Genomic DNA, 20,040 nt, shown 5'->3' with positions numbered 1-20,040 from the left:
CGGGAGTTGTCTGCGGATAAAAAATAAATAAAATTATTTGGGGTAAATATGTTATTATTCTGTCTGTTATGTAAAAATAATCTGATAACCGACCCTGTTTAGTTGTGCGCGCTAACATCAGTCTATTCATTTGCATTCAAACCCGGTGTTTAGGACATGACTGGTTCAAAAAAATACAGTCCTGCCTGGGATTTATTTTGCTCTTTTTTATAGCTTCCCCGTGGGTATTTGCCCAGACCCCGGCATTTACAAAGTATCAAGTCAGTAATTATACAGATGAGAACGGCTTGCCTCAGAATAGTGTCAAGGCGATTGTGAAGGACAAAAGTGGCTTTTTATGGCTAGGAACAGAAGCAGGGCTGGTCCGGTTTGACGGGCATAAATTTTTCACATTTAACAAGACAGTTATACCCATTACGAGCAATCGTATAAATATTTTCGTTCCTGCTCCGGTAAGTGATGGAAAAGGCAATGAAATGTTCAGTGCCCTTACTGAAAACAATGAAAGCGTGCAACCTTCGGTTCACGGTTTGGCTTTTGCTCATTCGGGCGAATACCGGCGGTATTTAGATTTGGCTCCTGTTCTAAAGATTTCTAAAAAGCAAAATATCTATCTGGGTAGCTTACCTACACTACACAAGCATGATACCCACGATCAAAATTACATGACAACTTCCGGGAATAACGATGTGTACGTCTGGCGGCAGGATGATATTGTCCATTTCAAAAATGGCAAACAAGCGTCCGTAACGAAGGGTGAGTTCACGCTTTTTTTTCTGGTTGGGTCGTATCCATTTGCTACAAATGAAAACGGGGATTTTATTCGGATAGATGGAAAAACACAGCACCTGGTTAGCAGACTGGCCGGTGATATCAATGCCAATCCGGCCTTTAAGGCTGGGAAGGCTGATTATGTTTTGTTTTGGAACAATATTTCGAAAAGGCCATTTCTTTATCTGAATAAGTCTTTTTATAGCCTGGAAAGATTGGAAAACGGAGAGTTAAGCACAAGATTGATTCTGACGGGGTTTGATTTCGAACAAAATAAAATTGCTTCAGTTTTTTATGATGAGACGCTGGGATATCTGTTTCTTGGGAGTCTTACCAAGGGGCTTTTTGTCATTAAGAAACAGAACTTCACAACGCTGAAAATTCCTCTTCAGGATGCCGATAATGTGTACTACTCGCAGCTTGCATGGCGTGATAATTCGGTGCTTACCGCACAGGGATATGCAATGGGTATTCGATCCCAATCCTCGGATACGGCGTTCAAGAGGGTGTCTGGTTTCATGAAGGATCATGATTATAAGTATTCTCTTGCGATGAACCAGGATAGCAGTATCTGGATGGGTGAGGGGTATGAACTTTTCAGGCTGGACAAATACGGGAAGCTCATTAAAAAACTTACTTTAAAGAAGAAGTTCAAATCCATGTATGCAGATGAGGCAGATCAGCTGTGGCTGGGCGGCCAGGGATCTTTATTTCTGCTTGCTCCTCCCTACGCCTCACCTGAAACAATCGTAGAGGGTGATTTTGGGGAAATTTTGGTAATTCACAGGGAAAACAGGAGTACCTTGCTTCTTGCTACCAAAAAGGGGCTGTTTCGTTTTGACAAGGGATCTGGTAAGCTGGATGAGATAAAAAACTTTGCCAACATCACCATACGAAGTTTTTACACCACCTCTGAGGGAACCTGGCTGACTACTTATGGTAATGGCTTGTATTTCGTGGGGAAGAGTAAAATCGTTCAATTTCCTGTCGATAAGGAGCTGTTCATGACCAATGCACACTGTATCATCGAAGATTCCAAAGGGTTTTTTTGGGTAACAACCAATAAGGGATTGTTTCAGGTTGTTAAAAAGCAATTGCTCAACTATATAAACAACAGTAGCTCTCCGGTATATTACCATTACTATGATAAAAGCAATGGTTTTGAAACCAACGAGTTCAATGGTGGTTGCTTGCCATGCGCTGTAAAACTGCCCAACGGAACCGTATCACTTCCATCTATGGATGGGCTGGTGTGGTTTTCTCCCTTAAAAATACGGCCCGAGCTGCCCGGCAGGGATATATTCATCAGTGAGATTGAACTTAACGGAAAAACGGTTCCCGTGAATGAAAACCTTAAGTTATCCCGCGATTTTACACAACTTCGGTTGCGGGTTTCAACACCGTACTTTGGTCATATCAATAATATTCACATGAGTTATGCGCTGACCGAGAAGGGTAAAAGTGCTGTTTGGTTTCCTGTTTCTGAGGATTTTATAATTTCTTTATCCAATGTGCCCTATGGAAAATACGAGTTACTGATACGCAAAATCAATGGATTTGGAGAAAATAATTACGCCTATAAAAAAATCACCATCAATATACCGCCGGCGTGGTTTGAAACCTGGTGGTTCTGGAGTTTACTGGTTGTGCTTTTACAACTGGTGGTCATAGCAATTATACGCCTGCGTACCCGGTATATGGTAAGGCGGGAAAGAGAGGCTAATCTTCGGCGGCATTATCGGGTGATCAGCCAGATTGTAGCTGCGGTAAATCACGACATTCAAACGCCGCTACATTACCTCACCTATTCTTTGCAGCAGGTGAATAACCATTTGCATCTGCAACCCAATGCCGATCCGCTTATTAACCGGATGAGTGACGAATCTTTGAATACAACGCAACGTATCGGTACGCTTACCAAAAATCTTCTGGATTATATCAAATTACAGAATCAGAATGATTCGTCTCGGAGGGAATTCACTTCTGTTCGTGTGCATGACCTTGTCGCAGATACTTGTAAACTCTTTAAAGCCATGGCCGATTTCAAAAATCTGCGGCTCATTAATGAAGTAGAATCGGATTTAATTGTTTTGAGCGACCCAAGCCTGTTATCAATAGTCATTCACAATCTGCTCGACAACGCAGTCAAATTCAGTAAGTCGGAGGTGAGGATATCATCGTTGGTGGCACAGGGCAGCAAAGAAATAGTCATTGAAGACAGCGGGGATGGCATGCCACAGGACTTAATGATTTGGCTGAACAGGTCATATAAATCTTACCGAGAATGGCTCCGGTTATCGAGACATCCGGAGCAGAAGGGAATAGGGCTCGTCATTGTCAAGGACTTGTGCTTATTGCTTAATATTGACCTTCATGCACACGTTAAGCCGCACTCAGGCACAATGGTACATCTGGTCTTTGATTGATCTGGCGGAATAAGCAAACGTCCTTTGTGATGTGCAGCGCTGTCCTCATTTCCGGTTATGCCGTACAAAAAAATGGGCCGTTTCAACACCGGGATACTACCCTTCAGGTTGATACGGCCCTTATCTCATGCTGTGTTTTCAGCGAATATGGTACACCATGAGCGGTATATGGGTCTCAACGACCAGTTTTTTTGTCAGACTTGGGTTAATGATAAACTGTTCAAAAAATCCACGCTCTCTCGTAGATACGATCAGAAGGTCGGCATGCACATCAGCACAGTGCTTTTCAATGCCATCGAGTACACCGCCACCTTTGTGAATCACGATATCGCTTGCAGGGATATCCAGGCCGCTTGTTATTTGCTCAATGTACTGCTTGTCGTCCTGAATATTGGGTTGTTCCAAAGAGCTTATTTTGACAAAGGTCAACTTGGCATCCAGCATTTTGGCCAGAATTTTAACCTGTCTCAAATTGTTCATTTCCTCATATTCGAGCTGTGTTGCATACACAATGTGTTTGAAGTTAATTTCAGTAACCTGTGGTGGAATTACCAGGACGGGGCAAGGGGCATTAAGCGCAACAGGTGTTGCAGCACTACCCATCAGTTTGTCCATAAAGCCTCCTTTGCCGGTGCGTCCTACCACGATAAGATCAGCGACCAAGGCCTCGGCATGTTTGATGATAGCATCATGGATTTCATGATTTTCCCATACCGTATCTGCCTGCAAGCCTTCCTCTCGGGCTTGAACGGCATAGGCCTTGAGTTGGGCTTTGTAGGAATCTTCAAGCTCCTGATAAATCGGCAAAGAAGTCAGGGAAGCAGGTATTGTAATATCCGTTATATAGGGCTGATAAGCATGCAGGAAGATCAACTCAGCTCCGTTTTTGGCTGCAATAATCTTTGCTGCGGCTACGGCCTTATCGGAATTTTCGGAGAAATCAACAGGGACAAGGATGGTTTTCATAACTATAGATTTAGATAAATATCGGAATCAGCCACAACAACAGAGCTAATCTTTAATGCAATTTGCAATCGTAAATATGGAAAAAAAATGATTCCGCGCACTATTTTAGCTGACAAAAAGGAGTGGCTTTGTTGCTTGATCTCTGAACTGTGCCCTTGGGCAACGCGATTGGGACGTTTATTGTGTACCGCTTACTTACTTAATGGTGTTCCCTACAATAGTTTCTCATTTTTCAATTGTTGAGCCGTCTGCAAGGCATCGGTAATGACTTGTGGTGGATACGCATTCAATTCCAGAATTCTGATAGCATTGGTGTTAACCAAAATTCCTCTCTTAAGTTTGTAATCAAATAAAATTTCCTGTTTTTCAAGTTGCTCAGAAAAGTGATACAAGTCAAATGTTTCACCGAGATATCCGGCTAGTTCGAGATCATGCGTAGAGACCAGCACAAGATTCGGCCCATTGTTTAAATAATTGAGCACAGCTTTTCCGGTTGCAATTCGCTCTATGGTATTGGTTCCTTTGAATAATTCATCCAGTAGGAACAGGTTGCCCGGTGCGCATACGCTTTCAGCCAACAGGTTTTTAATGGTGAGTACTTCCTCGAAATAGTAGCTCTTCTCGTTCAGCAGGTCATCCGACACCCGGATTGCAGAATGTACTTTCATTCTGGGTGTTACAAATTCCCGGGCAAAACAGGTATTGATGGTCAGACCCAGGATAACATTGATGCCCACGGCACGGATAAATGTCGATTTTCCCGACATATTGGATCCTGTTAGTAAGACCGATTTTTGGCTAATACCGATGTCGTTGGTTACAGCCTGGTAAACCAAAGGGTGATATACCGCAACCGCATGGATGTACTTTTGATTGGCCTGTATCGTTGGCAGGCAATAGGAAGATGTTTCCAGTCGAAGAGCCTGTATGGCAAGGGCGGAGTCAATTTCCCCTGTAAAATCAAAAACTTCCTGAATCTGTTGACGTCGGGAGTCAAGTTTATCCAGTGTTCTGAAAAGTATGATGGGCTCAATCAGGAAAAGCGCCTTGATTAATTCAATGAGATATTCAATTATGAGCCCTATTTCACTTTGTAACCTGGCTTCCAGCTTAAAAATAGTCATGGAAAGGCTCATTTTATCCAGCATCCGGACGGATTCAAACAAACTTTTTTTACTATGCTGAAATGCGGCATGCGTCAGTGTTTTTTTGGCAGCGCCGTCATGCGCATTAATTGCGGGATTGAGCTTCCATACTCATGCAGATTGTTTTTGTTCCAATAATGAAAACCGAAATTGACGGGGAGCAGCAAAGCCAGCCCAATCAATAACTGTGGAAAGAGGAATGAGAGTAAAATAGATGAAACGCTAGCCAAAGAAAGGGCTTTTATTAGCCAGAACCATTTTGGTTTTAGGATATACGGCTGTAAGAATAGCGAATAGATGTAATAAGCGTCCTTATTGTTCAAACCGGAAAGATCTCTCAACAGCGTTTGTCTTAGTTCGGGATCATTTTCAAATATTTTAATGAGATTTTCAATCCTGACGGCCCGCGTATGCTCGTTGGGGATTGTCCTGAGCAGGTTATAGAGGTACTGCTGTCCTACGCTGCTGGAAGTTCGGTCCACGAATTTGAATACGTCTTCGAGATCCAGGTCCTGGAAAGTTCTTTCTGAAATACGCTGCAGGACATTTTTATTTTTGACCAGTAAAAAATACCGCTCTATCTGGAGGAAATTGAAGGGGTCGGTTTTAAGTTTGGGCGAGGCGTTTATGACGGATCTGTTTTTTTTGAACATGGGTCAGGAAGGTATTTTTTTCAAATTACCGCTTTGACCTGCACAACGATCACGATAAGTTACAAGTGGAGGAACTACCGTATGAAGGGTTTAAGAATGCTTCTATCAATGATGCGCAAAAGGTATTCCGCAGACTGAGCGCAAAGAGGCGAGACGGTGTCGCTTAGGGGTGCGTTCTGCACAAAGCAGGTGCATTATTTGGTCAAGCTCTTTTGTATCCCGTACCGATCATAGATGCGATACCAGTACTGAAACATACAAAGCACCGGATCGCCGGACCGCCTTTTAAAAGGATGTCATTCTTTCTGCGCATAATGAACCAGATTTGCATTTTGGTTACGATCAATAGATCGATTCGTCACATCTGCGGTTTTCATCACTATGGGTTCCCTCCCCTGGATTTGGTTTTAACGATGCGGCGGACGCCCTGACAGACCAAAAAAATAGCATAAATAAACTTCAGAAGGAATTTTAAACAGGCTCTTATTAACACTGGGGTTATTTTCAAGTGCTGAACTTCATGTTCAGGTAATACTGCCGAGTGTAGTTTTGCCACAACAAAAAGCGATTGCATCAATAAGGGGCGGAGTGGCCGGTTTTGAGCCTCATTCTGTTTATCAAATCCATTTGCCACAAAGCATTTTTGTATGATTGATCCTAAAATGATAACTATGAAAAAACTTCTTACAGTGGCAGCATTCCTGGTAACGGGGGTGTCCGCTTATTCGCAAGCTCCGGCGAGTGCTCAGCCAAAACATCCGAAAAATGTAATTCTCATGATTGGCGATGGCATGGGTGTCGCCCAGATTTACGCCGGGATGGTAGCCAGTAAAAACACTTTGAACCTCGAACGGTCTCAGTTTATAGGTTTTCATAAAAATCAATCTGCGGATAGTTTTGTAACGGACTCAGCCGCTGGCGCTACTGCATTTTCCATTGGGAAAAAAGCAAAAAACGGCGCCATCGGTGTCGATGCCCAGGACCGGCCACAACCTACGATTCTTGAAATTGCCGGAACACATGGATTTTCTACCGGGCTGGTGGCAACGTGCTCGGTAACGCATGCCACACCCGCATCGTTTGTAGGACATCAGCCAAAGCGCAGCTTGATGGATGAAATCGCGTTGGATCTGCTTAAGACAGATGTCGATGTTTTTATTGGAGGAGGCCGTTCCAACTTTAACCAGAGAAAAGATGGACTGAACCTGATGGATAGCCTGAAAACCAAAGGGTATCAGATTGCGAATTCGATGGCGGAGGTGGAGCAGATTACAAGTGGCAAATTGGCGGGTTTCCTGGCTGATAAAGAACAACCTCGCTTTTCGAAAGGTCGGGGTGACGAACTTTCCCGTTCCTCAAAAACAGCCATTAATTTATTGAACCAGAATGAAAAGGGCTTCTTTCTCATGATTGAAGGCTCGCAGATCGATTGGGGTGGCCACGCAAACGATACCGAATACATTGTGGAAGAAATGAAGGACTTTGACAAAGTAATCGGAGAGGTATTTGATTTTGCAGCAAAGGATGGCAATACGCTTGTGATCATCACAGCCGATCATGAAACAGGCGGCTTATCCATAAATGGTGGTAACACCGAAACGGGGGAAGTTCAGGCATCTTACACAACCAAGGGACACACCGGGGTGATGATACCCGTTTTGGCTTTCGGGCCGGGTGCTGAGGCTTTTTCAGGTTTTTACGAAAACACGGCCATTTTCGATAAGATGATGGACGCCTTAAAATTGTCGGATCGCAAAGCTAAACCATAATGCCCAGTCCCGATGAAGCGAAGTAACCCGTTTCAGGGCATTTGTTACCTTTCACAATGGTTTTTTATACACGCTATCAAACTTCGTGTAGCCGCAAATTTCGATTTTTAGAAAATATATCCGGCGTGCCGGATAGGATATCTGATATTTTTTCCGGGCCTGCCTGGCGCATTTGATTGATCACTTTCCTTCACTTTTTCAAAAGCCAGGCTTCCGAAACCATAGTGCCCCATCCGCCCGAATTTCGCCATTGCTCACGGCTTACCCGGTCGCCATGGGCTACGTCAGGTGCCCGTGCGAAGCGGATTACCAACGCTCCTGATTTTACCGCCTCCGCGGGAATGTCGAAAGTGAAATGGTCACTCATCTGCAAAGGAAGTTCTACGTTTTTGGCAATCAGGATATCGTTGGCGTAAATGGATTGGGACCTTTGATTCATGCGCTCGGCATAACGTTCCTGGTACCAGGGCCGAACCATTGTGAAACGAATCCGGTAGGAGGCGGAGGTGTCGAGGTTTGTATATTTTAGTGTCACACCCTGATCTTCATCTTGTGTAAAGTGCATGGAACGCTGACTGGGTCGGTTAGCCTCGGAAAGCATACCGGCCACATAGGGCTGGCCGTGGTCGTAAGGGTAACCAAATTCAACATTAGGTGCGTTATTGGCCGTCCCTAAATTGTCGTAATATCCATCTTTACCGGGATCTTCGTAATGGATGATCATATTCAGTAATTCTTTTCGCTGAGCCGGAACGGCTGTTTTCGCTCTTTCCAGTTGCCTGCGTAACCATCCCAGTCCGATAAAGTCATGTTTCAGATTGTAAAGACCATCATTACGCTCACCGAAATTCGCATTGCTTTCGTCAGCCAGTCTGGTTGCTTCCTTTCTCAATGCGATCATTTTCGGACTTTCTTTTTCAATTGAAATGGAGCTGATCATCTGATCAATTGTGGCATTTGAAACCGACGTTATGCCGGCTCCGCGTATTTGTTCCTCTATTTTTGATTGAATGCCGGATTGCAGTTGCACATTCAATTTTGTATAAAGATCCAGGGCACCCTTTTGCATATACATGCGCCATAACCAGTCATTTTTCATCTGATGTGCTGGAATTTTTTGCCCTGCACTTTTCACCAGATTATAGTATCGCTCAATACCGGTTTTCGTAAGGATGGATTCTCCTTTTTTCTCTTCCAGATTTTTCTCGAATTGAAAAACCGCCTGCTCCATTTCTGGTGCCGCAGCAGGTCCGAACCACGTCAGGCAATAATCATGAACCACTTCTTCCACGGTTTGCCGCGGATTCCATAGCAGCCGCTGCCACATCCATTGATTGAAATGATCGTGGTGTCCGCTCGAATGTGTGATGTCCCCTGCGCCATAGCGCATGAGGTCGTTAAAAACCCGGTGATAATAGCGGGGCCAGGCAAAAAAGGTCAACCGGTTATACACCATCGTGAGTGCCTGGTCGGGTCTTCTTTCATATATGTCGTGACTCCATGGTGGTGGCAGGTCGCCATTTTTATCCGCCCTCGGATACATTTGTATGTAGGCATGCTGTGCGTATTTCCAATGGGTAATCTCGTTGAAATAGAGCAATTTGTGTTGTGGAGGTATTTGCCGAACAATCTCGAAAGGGTAAAGGCCGTATGGTCCGAAACCCGGATATCGGAACAGATCCATCCGGTGATTTTGCCGGTGTCCGGGCTGCCACGAAGTGGCGTCGGATCCGGGGCCATAACCCCAGGCCCAGAGCCAGTCGCGCGGTTTCTCCCGCAGGAAGCTAAAAATCGCCTGATCGTCCTCGTTATTGAACTTTTGATTGGTAAAGTATAGTCTTGTTTTGGGGTGATATTCATGAATAACTTTGGACAATTCTTCACATAACGTGATGAATTTCATTCCATACGGTTTACAAAGATCACATTCACAGCCACCACCGTCTCCGCCTTTGAACTGGACCAGATCGTATGCAGGTGAGGTACTGAACTCTTCCCGGCATTTCCGGATCATGTAATCCCTCGCTTCAGGAACGGACAAACACAGGTAACCTGGCCGGCCAATCGACTCCGTAGCAGCCCAGGCAGGATTTTTGACTTCCGGAGCCTGGTTGGGGTTGAATTCGCCCTGCGTCATCAAACCAAACGACTTGATGAAATCGAACATCTTTCCTGGTCCTGTACTGAAAATATTGGCTCCCGCCAGCGCATAATCGAGAATGACCCGCTGCGTTTCTTCGTCAGTCCAGGGGCGCACCTTGGCCAGGGTTTTGGCAATGTGACTCTGGCCAAATTGAGTACCCCGGATCTCAAATGCCGGCGCCGACCTTACATCCAGGTCTGCCGGAATAGCAGCGGAGCGCTCATGGATCACCGTTTTTCTCAGGATTTCGCCTACCGCGTAGAGACAGCCACGCTCATCTTTTCCTACGGCCAGCAGAACAGGTTGTTTCCCGGTTGTCAGCATTTTGAGTGCAAAACCCTCCCGGCCAGGATCCAGGTCGGTAAGGGGGCGAATCCTGTGTGCCTTCATCAGATTTAGTATTCCGGAATGACTGGTGACCATGCCCAGGTGAATGATCAAGTCTGATTCGGTTGCGATAGCTTCGTTTTCAACCCTTAGTGCCGCTTTTATTTGGCTATTTTCCGTCAATCTTCCTATGAGCAGATTGGCTACGTTTTTTTCTACTGCACCAGCTTCTTTACCTATGATCACTTGAACATGCCTGTATTCCCTTGCCCAGGTTTTGAAGCAAATGGTCGGCCAGGAGATCAAGAAAAGCATTATATAACGCAGGAACTTACAGGTAAGCGGCATGGTATGGTGGTATGAAAGAGATACAATAATTGTACGGTAAAAAAGTTTGAAAGGCTATCCCCAACGCTTGGCGCATTAGCGGTATATTTAAATTTTTAGAGAATCTAAACCAAAATCAAGTGAACTTTCAACTGACCGACAGGCAATCAAAACTATTTGAATACATTAAATCGAAACATGGCGATCAGAAGCGGAAGTATTCCGGAGCACCCTACTGGACCCACTTGTGGTCTGTGGCGGAGATTGTCAGCGTTTATGGTAACGATCAGATGGAGGTCGAAGTAGCGCTGTGTCATGATCTTATCGAAGATACGGATGCGACTTATGCCGATCTGGAAGATCAATTGAAAGCCCTGCAATACACTGAGGTTGAATTAAACTATATCCTGAAAGGTGTGGAGGATTTGACAGACGTATTCGTTTCTTCAGATTATCCTACCCTGAACCGCCGAAAAAGGAAGGAGCTGGAAGCGGAGCGACTTTTGGGGATTTCCGGGCATTCTCAAACCGTCAAATATGCAGATATTATCGATAACACCGCATCCATTCTTACCGAGGATCCTGGTTTTGGACGTGTTTACATGGGGGAAATCACACGTTATATTCTGAAATTGAATCAGGGGAATCCGGAACTGTATCAACGTTGTCTGCGCAGCCTGGGTTTACGATCGCTTTCATAAAGCAGGTGGCTATTTCATGGATGCATTTTATTGAAGTTCAGTCTGCCTAAGGTATAGTTTCCTGTTAAGATGCTTTTTTAGCCGGGCCGTTGGTGGAGTACCACTTTTTTCGATCCGACTTCAACCGAATACAGCTATGACCAACGATACAGCAGATGAGCCCGGCAAAGAGGAGTGGGGTGAAGGTTACGAGAACCGTCGCTTTTTCCTGAAACAATCCATGGCCATCGCAGGCCTTAGTCTAGTAGCTCCGGCCGGTTTGCTCGCAGAGCCTGGCTTTGAAGAAACACCTGTTGGTGATGCCGAAAAGGTGAAGCTTTCTCTGTCTGTCAATGGCATCAAACACAAACTTTCCATTGATCCACGGGTCACACTTCTTGATCTGTTGCGGGAGCAGCTGGCACTGACCGGGACGAAAAAAGGTTGTGACTTTGGTCAATGTGGTGCTTGCACGGTTCATGTAGACGGGCAGCGTGCATTGTCATGCCTGAGTTTTGCGGTGATGCAACATGGTAAAAAGATCACCACCATAGAAGGGCTTGCCAAAGGGAATGATTTGCACCCCATGCAGGAGGCATTTATCAGGCACGACGGTTTCCAATGCGGCTATTGTACGCCTGGGCAGCTCATGTCGGCGGTAAGCTGTATTCGAGAAGGTTATGCGGGTTCCGAAGCTGAAATTCAGGAATACATGAGTGGTAACCTTTGCCGTTGCGGGGCCTACCCGAACATTGTAAATGCAATCTTGGAAGTTCAAACCAGCGGTCAGAAGGTATGAAACCATTCCAGTATTACCGGCCTAAAACGATAAAGGACGCGATTACGGCCGTAGCTTCGGATCCTGATGCGCAATTTATCGCCGGAGGCACCAACCTGATCGAGCTGATGAAACGGGGAATTGTATCGCCCGGAAAACTCGTGGATATCAACCACCTTCCTTTGAAGAGAATTGAGCGCAGACAAGGTATTACGAGTGTAGGCGCTTTGGCGCTGAATAGCGAGGTGGCTTCGCATAAACTCATCAGGCAATATCACCCTTTGCTCACGCAGGCTTTGCATGCCGGGGCGTCGGGGCAGCTTCGCAACATGGCCACCATAGGAGGTAACCTCCTTCAGAAAACCCGCTGTACCTATTTTTATGATACCGCTTTGCCGTGTAACAAACGTACCCCGGGCAGTGGCTGTGGGGCGATTGGCGGTATCAATAAACAGCACGCTATTTTTGGTGTGGACGAAAAGCTAAGTAAAAACCCGTGCATTGCCGTAAATCCCAGCGACATGAATGTGGCACTTTTAGCCCTGGACGTGCAGGTTTTGGTAGCAGGCCCGGGAGGGCAGAGAAAAATTGCACTTGCAGATTTTCACCGTCTGCCAGGAGAACACCCGGATGTTGACACAAACCTGGAAAGGGATGAGCTGATTCTGGGTGTAGAAATACCAGACTCCGTATTTACAAAACATGTCCATTATTTGAAAGTTCGTGATCGCGCCTCTTATGCTTTTGCGCTGGTGTCGGTAGCGGCTGCGCTCGATCTTGATCAGAACAAAATCAAAGCAGTAAGGCTTGTGATGGGTGGTGTGGCGCACAAGCCGTGGCGCCTGTATGAAGCTGAAAAGGCCCTGGTGGGTCAGGTGATTTCGGATGCAGTTTTTGAGCAGGCTGCATCAATAGCGATGCAGGGTGCCATTGCTTACGAGCACAACACTTACAAATTGAAACTGACTCCTCAAGCCATCATACAGGCGCTGAAAATAGCTACCAGCTTTTAGCCGCTGGCTTTAATCTTCACCGTAATTCGTCATACTTAGCTTATCCACCATGACCCGGGAACAAATCAATTCAACTGAAGCAGAGGTGTCACTGGACCGCGTTGACGGCAGGCTTAAAGTCACCGGAGCTGCCCGATACTCCGCCGAATATCAGGCCGAAAATCTGGCTCATGCGGTGCTGGTGACCAGTACCATCGCGAAGGGAAGAATCAAATCAATTCATGCCAAATCTGCGGAGGAATCGAAAGGCGTGCTGGCGGTGATCAGCCATCTCAATACTGCGGGGGTTCCGGGTTACGGCTCCGCCAAGCAGCCTCCCGAACGTGCGCCCATGGGAACCAGTTTCAGGGTCTTTTTTGATGATTTTATTTATTTTGACGGACAGCCGGTTGCCCTTGTCGTAGCCCATACTTTAGAGCAGGCCATGCATGCTGCTACGCTGGTGAGAGTGGAGTATGAGACCGAAACGCATCAGACCGATTTCAAGGCCAATATCTCCAAAGCCGGAATGGCTTCCAACGTGCAGCGAAACAAAAATTCACCTTTTCAGGACTATTCCCGGGGCGCTGCCGGCGCTATGCTCCGTGCGGATGTCAAACTGGAAGAAACCTATACCATTCCTACACAACACCATCAGCCACTGGAACCGCATGCGATTATTGCCGCCTGGGAGGGTGATGATCGGCTGACCGTTTATGATAAAAATCAGGGCGTGAAGTCGGTACAGGGGCAGCTTGCTCAGGCGTTTAAAATACCCAAAGAAAATGTCCAGGTTCATGCCCCATTCATTGGTGGTGCATTTGGGTCAGGTATTCGGGTGTGGCCGCATACCATCGCGGCGGTGATGGCTGCCAAAATGCTCCAACGACCCGTGAAGCTGGTATTAGGTCGGGAACAGATGTTTACCTCTGTAGGTTACCGGCCCTACACCGTTCAGAAAATGGCGGTGGGTGCCACGCTGGATGGGAAACTGACTTTCATCAGTCATGAGGCTACCGGGCAGACTTCCGCCTACGAGGAGCACTTGGAACGCACCGTGCTGAGCAGCAGGGTAATGTATGAATGTGCCCATGTCGTCACCAAGTACAGGCACCTCAGTCTGGATGTGAACACGCCCACCTGGATGCGGGGTCCCGGGGATGCAACGGGCATGTTTGCACTGGAATCCGCTCTGGACGAAATGGCATTTGCCCTGCGTATGGATCCCCTTGAATTCCGGCTGCGCAATCATGCCGATGCGGATCCCGAACGCAAACTCCCCTGGTCGGCCAAATCGTTGAAGGCATGTTATCATTTGGGTGCTCAAAGGTTTGGCTGGAAGGATCGTGTCCTTGAGCCGCGCACCATGCAAAAGCAGGGAATGCTGGTGGGTTATGGCATGGCTTCAAGCCTGTATGGATTCCACCGCCATCCGTCTAAGGCCAGGGCGATGATGCTCGCCAACGGCTCGGTGGTCGTGCAAAGCGCAACCATGGATATCGGTCCGGGTACGGGCACTGCCATGACGCAGATCGCGTCCAAAATCACGGGCGTCCCGGCCAGGAATATTCGATTCGACCTAGGCGATTCCAGCTTGCCCGATGCGCCGGGACAGAACGGGTCGTCGACAATTCCCAGTGTCGGCTCGGCAGTTCATGTCGCTTGCGAAGCGTTGAAAAGTAAAATGCTCGTGCTGGCTGCGGCCATGCCGGGTTCTACCTTATCCGTTGCTAAACCTGAAGAGGTAACCGTAAAAAATGGCCGGATGTTTTCTGCGGCTGATCACACGGCTGGTGTCCAGTATGCCGACATTCTCAAATACCATAATCTGCCCCAGGTTGAAGTAACGGAGGAATCAAGATCGGGGCAGGAGGTAAACCAGCATTCGATGTATTCTTTTGGCTGCCATTTTGTAGAGGTGCATGTGAATCCGCTTACTGGTGAGGTGCGCGTAAAACGCGTGGTAACCTGCGCCGATGTGGGCAAAATCATCAATTACAAAACCGCCAGAAGCCAGTCTATTGGCGGGGTGGTGGGTGGTATTGGCATGGCGCTGATGGAGGCATCGGTCATGGATCATCGGTTTGGCCGGTACGTCACCACCGATTTTGCCAGTTATCATATTCCGGTCCATGCCGACATCCCGCAGATAGATGTGATCTATATCGATAAACCAGATGCCCTGGCCAATCCGATCGGATCAAAAGGGTTGGGTGAAATCGCCATTGTAGGTGTTGCCGCAGCGGTTGCCAATGCCGTATTTCATGCGACGGGTAAAAGGGTGCGGGAGTTGCCGATCGGCGTGGAGCAGCTTGTTTGAGGGTTTGAACTTTTTACGCAAACTTTTTTCCTAACAATTCTCCGCTGATCTCTTCATGGTTCATTGCATATACCAGTACTGACTTCACAAAGTCATTTAACGAGACGTCGTGTTGTGATGCAAAAGTGGCCACTTTTTTGTGAAGCCCGGCTGGAACCCGGACATTGAAACTTCCTTTGTAAGTTTTATCCGGAGACTTTCCGATTGCCTCACAGGTTTCCAGATAGTCGTCAATGGCCTCCTGAAATCCGTTTTTAAGTTCAGTAACAGAGGTTCCCTCAAAAACGATAAGGTCGTTGACGCCAATTACTTTACCAAAAAAGACTTCATCGTCAGAATTGTATGAGATGGAAGCCGTATAGCCGTTGTAAGTTAAGGAGTTAATCATTTTTTATTTTTCCGTTTTCCGTTAATGTGAGTATAATCTGTTCAATTACATAATTTTTAACAATAGGCCTGGGGTGTGGTTTATGTAAACTAATGATGGTTTGATTTTTATCCACAAACTTTCGTCTTGAGCCACCAGTCTTTCCTGTTGAGATTTCAAAAAAACCAAAGTAACCCAAAATAAGGGTTAGCTCATCCCAGGTAAGGTCTTTTGGTTTGTTGAAAAAGCGTGTGACTAATTTATCTATCCTACTCAATGGATGAATTTTTGTAACTGATTATTAGTTGCAAATGTAATGAAATTTTTTTGATTGTAAAGATTTTCTGTCATTAGATTGAAGTCATAGGAAGACTTCAGTTTTCGATTTTGGAGCGGAGAATCGCTGATAGAATCCAAAAAAAATTGTCTCTCATTTTGGTGGCGATTTATTGCAAAATGTCCAATCCCTTCCCCTACTTTCCCTGACCACCCTTCCCCCAGTGCGCCATCATCAGCAGTGCCCCGGCGGTTCCGTCCATGGTGGGTTCATTGGTACTGTAATCTCCGGTATCGTCGTGATAGGTTACATGATTATTCTGAAAGGCCGCGAACGCGTCGGGGCTGGTTAGTTTTATACCAATCAGACTTTTGTAAATAGACATGTACACCGGCCCATCCACCAGTCCGCCCGGGATCTGAATGTTTTTCAGTATGTACAGGCTGGTATGCACCGCCGTAGGAAATTCGCCGTGGGCCGGGATGCCTGAAAACATGGACGTACCCCAGGGATTTCGGCCAAACAGCCAATCGCGCTGTGCAAGGAGAAAATCGTTGTAAGCGGTACTTTTGGTCATTTTTCGGTAAAGTATCACCTGCGCTGCCAGGCTGGTAACCAGGTTGTTGGAGCACCAGATGAAGGGAACCCCGATCGCGAAGGGATTTTTATTGCCTCTTTTTAAGGTATAGGCAATACCCTCCTGGTAAAATCCTTCCAGCTTTTTCCGTAATTTTTTATCGGCAAATTCGTGCAATACAAAATGCCCCATGTTGATAAACGGGTACAGGCGGTAATGATCGGCCGTGTCGCGCACCATCCACGAATCGGCATTGCTGCTTTTCAGAGCGTACGCTTCTGCCTGTGTCAGGTAGCCGGCTTCCCTGGTTAGCTTGTAAAGCTCGGCAGCGCCCCATTCCATGTCGTCATTCCAGGTGTCTTCATTGTATCGGTAGGGAGCACCATAGGAATTCCCCTGCTGATATCCTTCCTTTTTCCTCCCCAGCGCATACATCGAAACCGCCATTTGCCTGCATTTTTCAGCAAAAGCCTTATCATACACCCACAGCCTGGCCGCTATGGCAAACGCTGCGGCACATCGGCCGGCGACGTTGGATACGCCCGTTGCCTGGCTCTTGTATTTATTGAGTCCCTGTGGTTTTCCATCGGCGAAGTAAGCGGGCCGGTAGCTGTTTTGTCCCCAGCCATAATCGGAATTGTCGTTGTCCGGCATTTTGAAGCCACGGTGATCGCGGTCGTCTGCCACCTGGTGAATGATGTCGTTAGGGTTGGGATGTGCTTTCACCAGCCAGTCGAGGCCCCATTTGGCTTCGTCCAGGATATCGGGAATACCGTTTTTCCCTTTGTGTCCCAGGGCATCATACTGGTCCGCAAATTTTTCGGGATAAAGTTCGTAGGTTTTCAACATGTGTGCGGTGGCGTAACTGGTCGTGATCAGGTATTTCAATTGGTCCCCGGCGTCATGCCAGCCGCCCGAAATATCCACCTTCGAACTGTCGGGCATGCTGCCGTAAAAGCTCAGGCCGTCTTTCTGATGGCAATACACATCCAGCGTGGGATTGTAGCCACAACGCTGCTGCCGCATGAATTCCAGAAGGCTTTCCTGATGGCTTTCAAATGCCTCATGGCTGACACGGATGGGCTGGGAACGGTCTTCTGATTTTCCTGTTTTCAGGTAATAATCACCTGTTTCCCTTATTTTCGAAAAGTCAAATTCATAATAATGATCAAACGTCCCCCAGTTGCCGTTGGTAACCGATTTAGCCTTTGCCTTCAGCACCCGTTTATTTCCCATCCAAAGTTCAATCGGGGTTTCTACGGGAGTCTTTGAAAATACAATCGCCTTCTTCGTTTCGTCCGGGAAATAACCCAGCTGATTTATTCTGAAATGGACAGCACTATCCGAGGGGTTGATCAGGAAAAGGGGTAGTAAAAGGGCCAGCAGATTCATGGGGTAAGGGCGTTTATTTTGGTTCTATATGATTTGTCGTGGTTAAGATTAAAAATAGATTTCGTAAGGCCGGTATTCAAAAAGCATCGCCTAAATCACCATCACCCACTATAATCCATCTAGTGCGTTTATTTTTTCAAAAGTATAGCCTTTGTTTTGTAACAATGCCAATAACGCGGGTAATTTCCTGTAAAATTTGTCGGTCCGCTCGGGAGCCGTGCCGATATGCACCAACAATATGAAGCCATTGAGCGTTTCCTTGTGCTCCAGAGCAAGAATGCTCTGGAGTATCTGGTCCGAAGTGCGGTAGTTTTTAAGGTCTGGTGTGGTGTAATCGGCAGCAGACAGGGTGCCCGGTGAATAATTGACGACGGCGATGCCCCTTTGCCCGGCCCATACACTGATCGAATCATTGTACCATTCGTATGGTGGCATAAAAACCCTGGCGTGCTTTCGCCGGATGCCGTGTTTTTCCATGGCCCTGTAATTGTTTTCCAGATCCGCGACAAACTGTGCCTTGCTTACCAGCAGACTGTCGCGCTTTTCCCATGCGCAGTATAGTAAATGTTTGTCGGAATGGGGCCCGAGGTAGTGCCCTGAACGCTTCAGTTGCCCGATTAAATCCGAAAATGCGATGTTTCTGTAAAAGTCACCCGTCAGGAAAAAGGATGCTTTTACTTTCGCATTTTTTAAAGTTTTCAGTATCTCATAACCTCCATCCGCATATTCATGGCCGGTAAATACCAACGCAATCTGCTTCTGCGTCGTATTTCCCCGGATCAATCCGCCGTGGCTGTAAACCTGCGCGAAGCATGCTTCGGTAAGGAGGAGCATCAGAGTGATAAGTAGGAAGTATTTCATGTGATCAGTTTTTGTCCGCATACACCCGAGGAGTTTTATGCCATCGTTGACCCGACAGCTGACAAAGGAAATGGGTAAAAGGGAATATCAGACCTGCGTGGGGATTATTTATTTTGCTTAAAAGGCCTAGATGAAGGAAACTAGGCTGTTTTTAAATGGGTTTCTGTTTCCCTGTTTCCCTGGCCTGTGTCTTCACAGGACTGTTGCCAAACGCCATCAAGATGACGTTTCCCTGGCCTGTGTCTTCACAGGACCATTGCTAAACGCCATCAAGATGACTTAAAAATCTAAAAATACTCGCCATAGTGCGTCAAAATTTTAAATTCATCACTGCCGGATATATAAAATTCAGCCGATGACCAACGATAATTTTCGGGATAAGACGCCAGATTCCATCGCTCATGCAGTGGATTATTATGTATGTAATTGATTTTCTGCTCCGTTTTCGATTCCCTGGCCTGTGTCTTCACAGGACCATTGCCAGACGCATTTCTCTTCACAGGACTGTTGTACGATGCGTTTCCTTGGCCTGTGTCTTCACAGGACCATTGCCAAACGCCATCAAAGACGACTTTAAAAATCTAAAAATACTCGCCATAGTGCGTCAAAATTTTAAATTCATCACTGCCAGATCTATAAAATTCAGCCGATGACCAACGGTAATTTTCGGGATAAGACGCCAGATTCCATCGCTCATGCAGTGGATTATTATGGATGTAATTGATTTTCTGCTCTACTTTTAGCTTTGTGTCCATAAGCACAGCAAGTGGATCGCGTTGCCAAATTCGATATTGCCGTTCCTTTTCGTCAACTTTAAAATAGGGTAGTACATAAGGGTGATTAGCCTTTAAATCACTAAGTATAACATGACTGGTAAACTTATTAAAACTTGCATGAGGCATTTCTTTACCATTTGGTTCAGTCATCTTCCAAACTACATGTAAGTGATTTGGCATAATGACAAAAGCATAAATGATAATTTGCCCTCTTCTGATAAGCTCCTGCCAACTCGAAATGATAAGTTCTTTGTATTTGTCTTGTCTGAGTAAATGCTTCCAATCTTTTATCGTACTTGTCCAAAAGTATACCTTATCAAATTCCATGCGGGAATTTCGAAACTTACTTTCTAGGTGGTTATGGGATAACATGTGTTGAAATGTTTAAATTTTCTCTTAAGACTCATTGAGAGCCGTAAAGTTTCTTAGATTTTAAATATTTCGATATGTAGTTTGATATATTTACACGCCTCACCTATTGGTCCTGTGTGAA

At 46.2% G+C, this 20,040-nt stretch carries 15 protein-coding genes; 6 read left to right on the top strand and 9 right to left on the bottom strand.

Features of this window, described 5'->3' with window-relative positions; all coding sequences use genetic code 11:
• Positions 1-197: 197 nt before the first annotated feature.
• The gene (locus DYADSP32_RS10255) at positions 198-3,197 is read left to right on the top strand and encodes an ATP-binding protein (protein ID WP_414617679.1); all 3,000 of its coding nucleotides are present in this window, start codon (positions 198-200) and stop codon (positions 3,195-3,197) included.
• A gap of 138 nt (positions 3,198-3,335) precedes the next feature.
• Here the strand turns inward: DYADSP32_RS10255 and DYADSP32_RS10250 are convergent, their stop codons facing one another.
• The 3 genes from DYADSP32_RS10250 to DYADSP32_RS10240 form a co-directional block, all read right to left on the bottom strand.
• Positions 3,336-4,163, bottom strand: a complete 828-nt coding sequence (locus tag DYADSP32_RS10250; protein WP_149242823.1) for a universal stress protein — start codon at positions 4,161-4,163, stop codon at positions 3,336-3,338.
• A gap of 212 nt (positions 4,164-4,375) precedes the next feature.
• Entirely contained in the window at positions 4,376-5,287 is a 912-nt protein-coding gene (locus DYADSP32_RS10245) for a MutS-related protein (RefSeq protein ID WP_414617678.1), read from the bottom strand.
• A 74-nt stretch (positions 5,288-5,361) separates the two neighbouring features.
• Positions 5,362-5,961, bottom strand: a complete 600-nt coding sequence (locus DYADSP32_RS10240; RefSeq protein ID WP_149242825.1) for a hypothetical protein — start codon at positions 5,959-5,961, stop codon at positions 5,362-5,364.
• Positions 5,962-6,632: 671 nt separating this feature from the next.
• Between DYADSP32_RS10240 and DYADSP32_RS10235 the strand changes: the two genes are divergently transcribed.
• Positions 6,633-7,730 (top strand): alkaline phosphatase, encoded by a 1,098-nt coding sequence (locus tag DYADSP32_RS10235; RefSeq protein WP_149242826.1) that lies wholly within the window; start codon positions 6,633-6,635, stop codon positions 7,728-7,730.
• A gap of 190 nt (positions 7,731-7,920) precedes the next feature.
• On the opposite strand, the gene DYADSP32_RS10230 is transcribed toward DYADSP32_RS10235, so the two are convergent.
• Entirely contained in the window at positions 7,921-10,515 is a 2,595-nt protein-coding gene (locus DYADSP32_RS10230; protein ID WP_149242827.1) for a DUF4838 domain-containing protein, read from the bottom strand.
• 152 nt (positions 10,516-10,667) lie between these two features.
• Here DYADSP32_RS10230 and DYADSP32_RS10225 point away from each other — a divergent pair, with 152 nt between their 5' ends.
• From DYADSP32_RS10225 to DYADSP32_RS10210, 4 genes are all read left to right on the top strand, one after another.
• Positions 10,668-11,228, top strand: coding sequence for an HD domain-containing protein (locus DYADSP32_RS10225; RefSeq protein ID WP_149242828.1), 561 nt, complete (start codon positions 10,668-10,670; stop codon positions 11,226-11,228).
• 136 nt (positions 11,229-11,364) lie between these two features.
• Positions 11,365-12,006 (top strand): 2Fe-2S iron-sulfur cluster-binding protein, encoded by a 642-nt coding sequence (locus tag DYADSP32_RS10220; protein ID WP_149242829.1) that lies wholly within the window; start codon positions 11,365-11,367, stop codon positions 12,004-12,006.
• Positions 12,003-12,998, top strand: coding sequence for an FAD binding domain-containing protein (locus tag DYADSP32_RS10215; protein WP_149242830.1), 996 nt, complete (start codon positions 12,003-12,005; stop codon positions 12,996-12,998). Before DYADSP32_RS10220 ends, DYADSP32_RS10215 begins: the two co-directional genes overlap by 4 nt.
• Positions 12,999-13,047: 49 nt before the next feature.
• Entirely contained in the window at positions 13,048-15,297 is a 2,250-nt protein-coding gene (locus tag DYADSP32_RS10210) for a xanthine dehydrogenase family protein molybdopterin-binding subunit (protein WP_149242831.1), read from the top strand.
• 13 nt (positions 15,298-15,310) lie between these two features.
• On the opposite strand, the gene DYADSP32_RS10205 is transcribed toward DYADSP32_RS10210, so the two are convergent.
• The 5 genes from DYADSP32_RS10205 to DYADSP32_RS10185 all read right to left on the bottom strand — a co-directional run bounded on the left by DYADSP32_RS10205 (position 15,311) and on the right by DYADSP32_RS10185 (position 19,919).
• Positions 15,311-15,685, bottom strand: coding sequence for a type II toxin-antitoxin system HicB family antitoxin (locus DYADSP32_RS10205; protein ID WP_149242832.1), 375 nt, complete (start codon positions 15,683-15,685; stop codon positions 15,311-15,313).
• Positions 15,678-15,941, bottom strand: a complete 264-nt coding sequence (locus DYADSP32_RS10200) for a type II toxin-antitoxin system HicA family toxin (RefSeq protein WP_149242833.1) — start codon at positions 15,939-15,941, stop codon at positions 15,678-15,680. Before DYADSP32_RS10200 ends, DYADSP32_RS10205 begins: the two co-directional genes overlap by 8 nt.
• 196 nt (positions 15,942-16,137) lie before the next feature.
• Positions 16,138-17,910: a glycoside hydrolase family 9 protein gene (locus DYADSP32_RS10195; protein ID WP_149242834.1), complete on the bottom strand. Its 1,773-nt coding sequence runs from the start codon at positions 17,908-17,910 to the stop codon at positions 16,138-16,140.
• 108 nt (positions 17,911-18,018) lie between these two features.
• Positions 18,019-18,771 (bottom strand): polysaccharide deacetylase family protein, encoded by a 753-nt coding sequence (locus DYADSP32_RS10190; protein WP_149242835.1) that lies wholly within the window; start codon positions 18,769-18,771, stop codon positions 18,019-18,021.
• 581 nt (positions 18,772-19,352) lie between these two features.
• Positions 19,353-19,919 (bottom strand): transposase, encoded by a 567-nt coding sequence (locus DYADSP32_RS10185; RefSeq protein ID WP_414617677.1) that lies wholly within the window; start codon positions 19,917-19,919, stop codon positions 19,353-19,355.
• Positions 19,920-20,040: the final 121 nt, after the last annotated feature.

Source organism: Dyadobacter sp. 32, assembly GCF_902506755.1.
In the GTDB taxonomy this organism is placed as follows: domain Bacteria; phylum Bacteroidota; class Bacteroidia; order Cytophagales; family Spirosomataceae; genus Dyadobacter.
The sequence above is the reverse complement of the archived record's forward strand: the minus strand, read 5'-3'. Positions and strand labels throughout refer to the sequence as shown.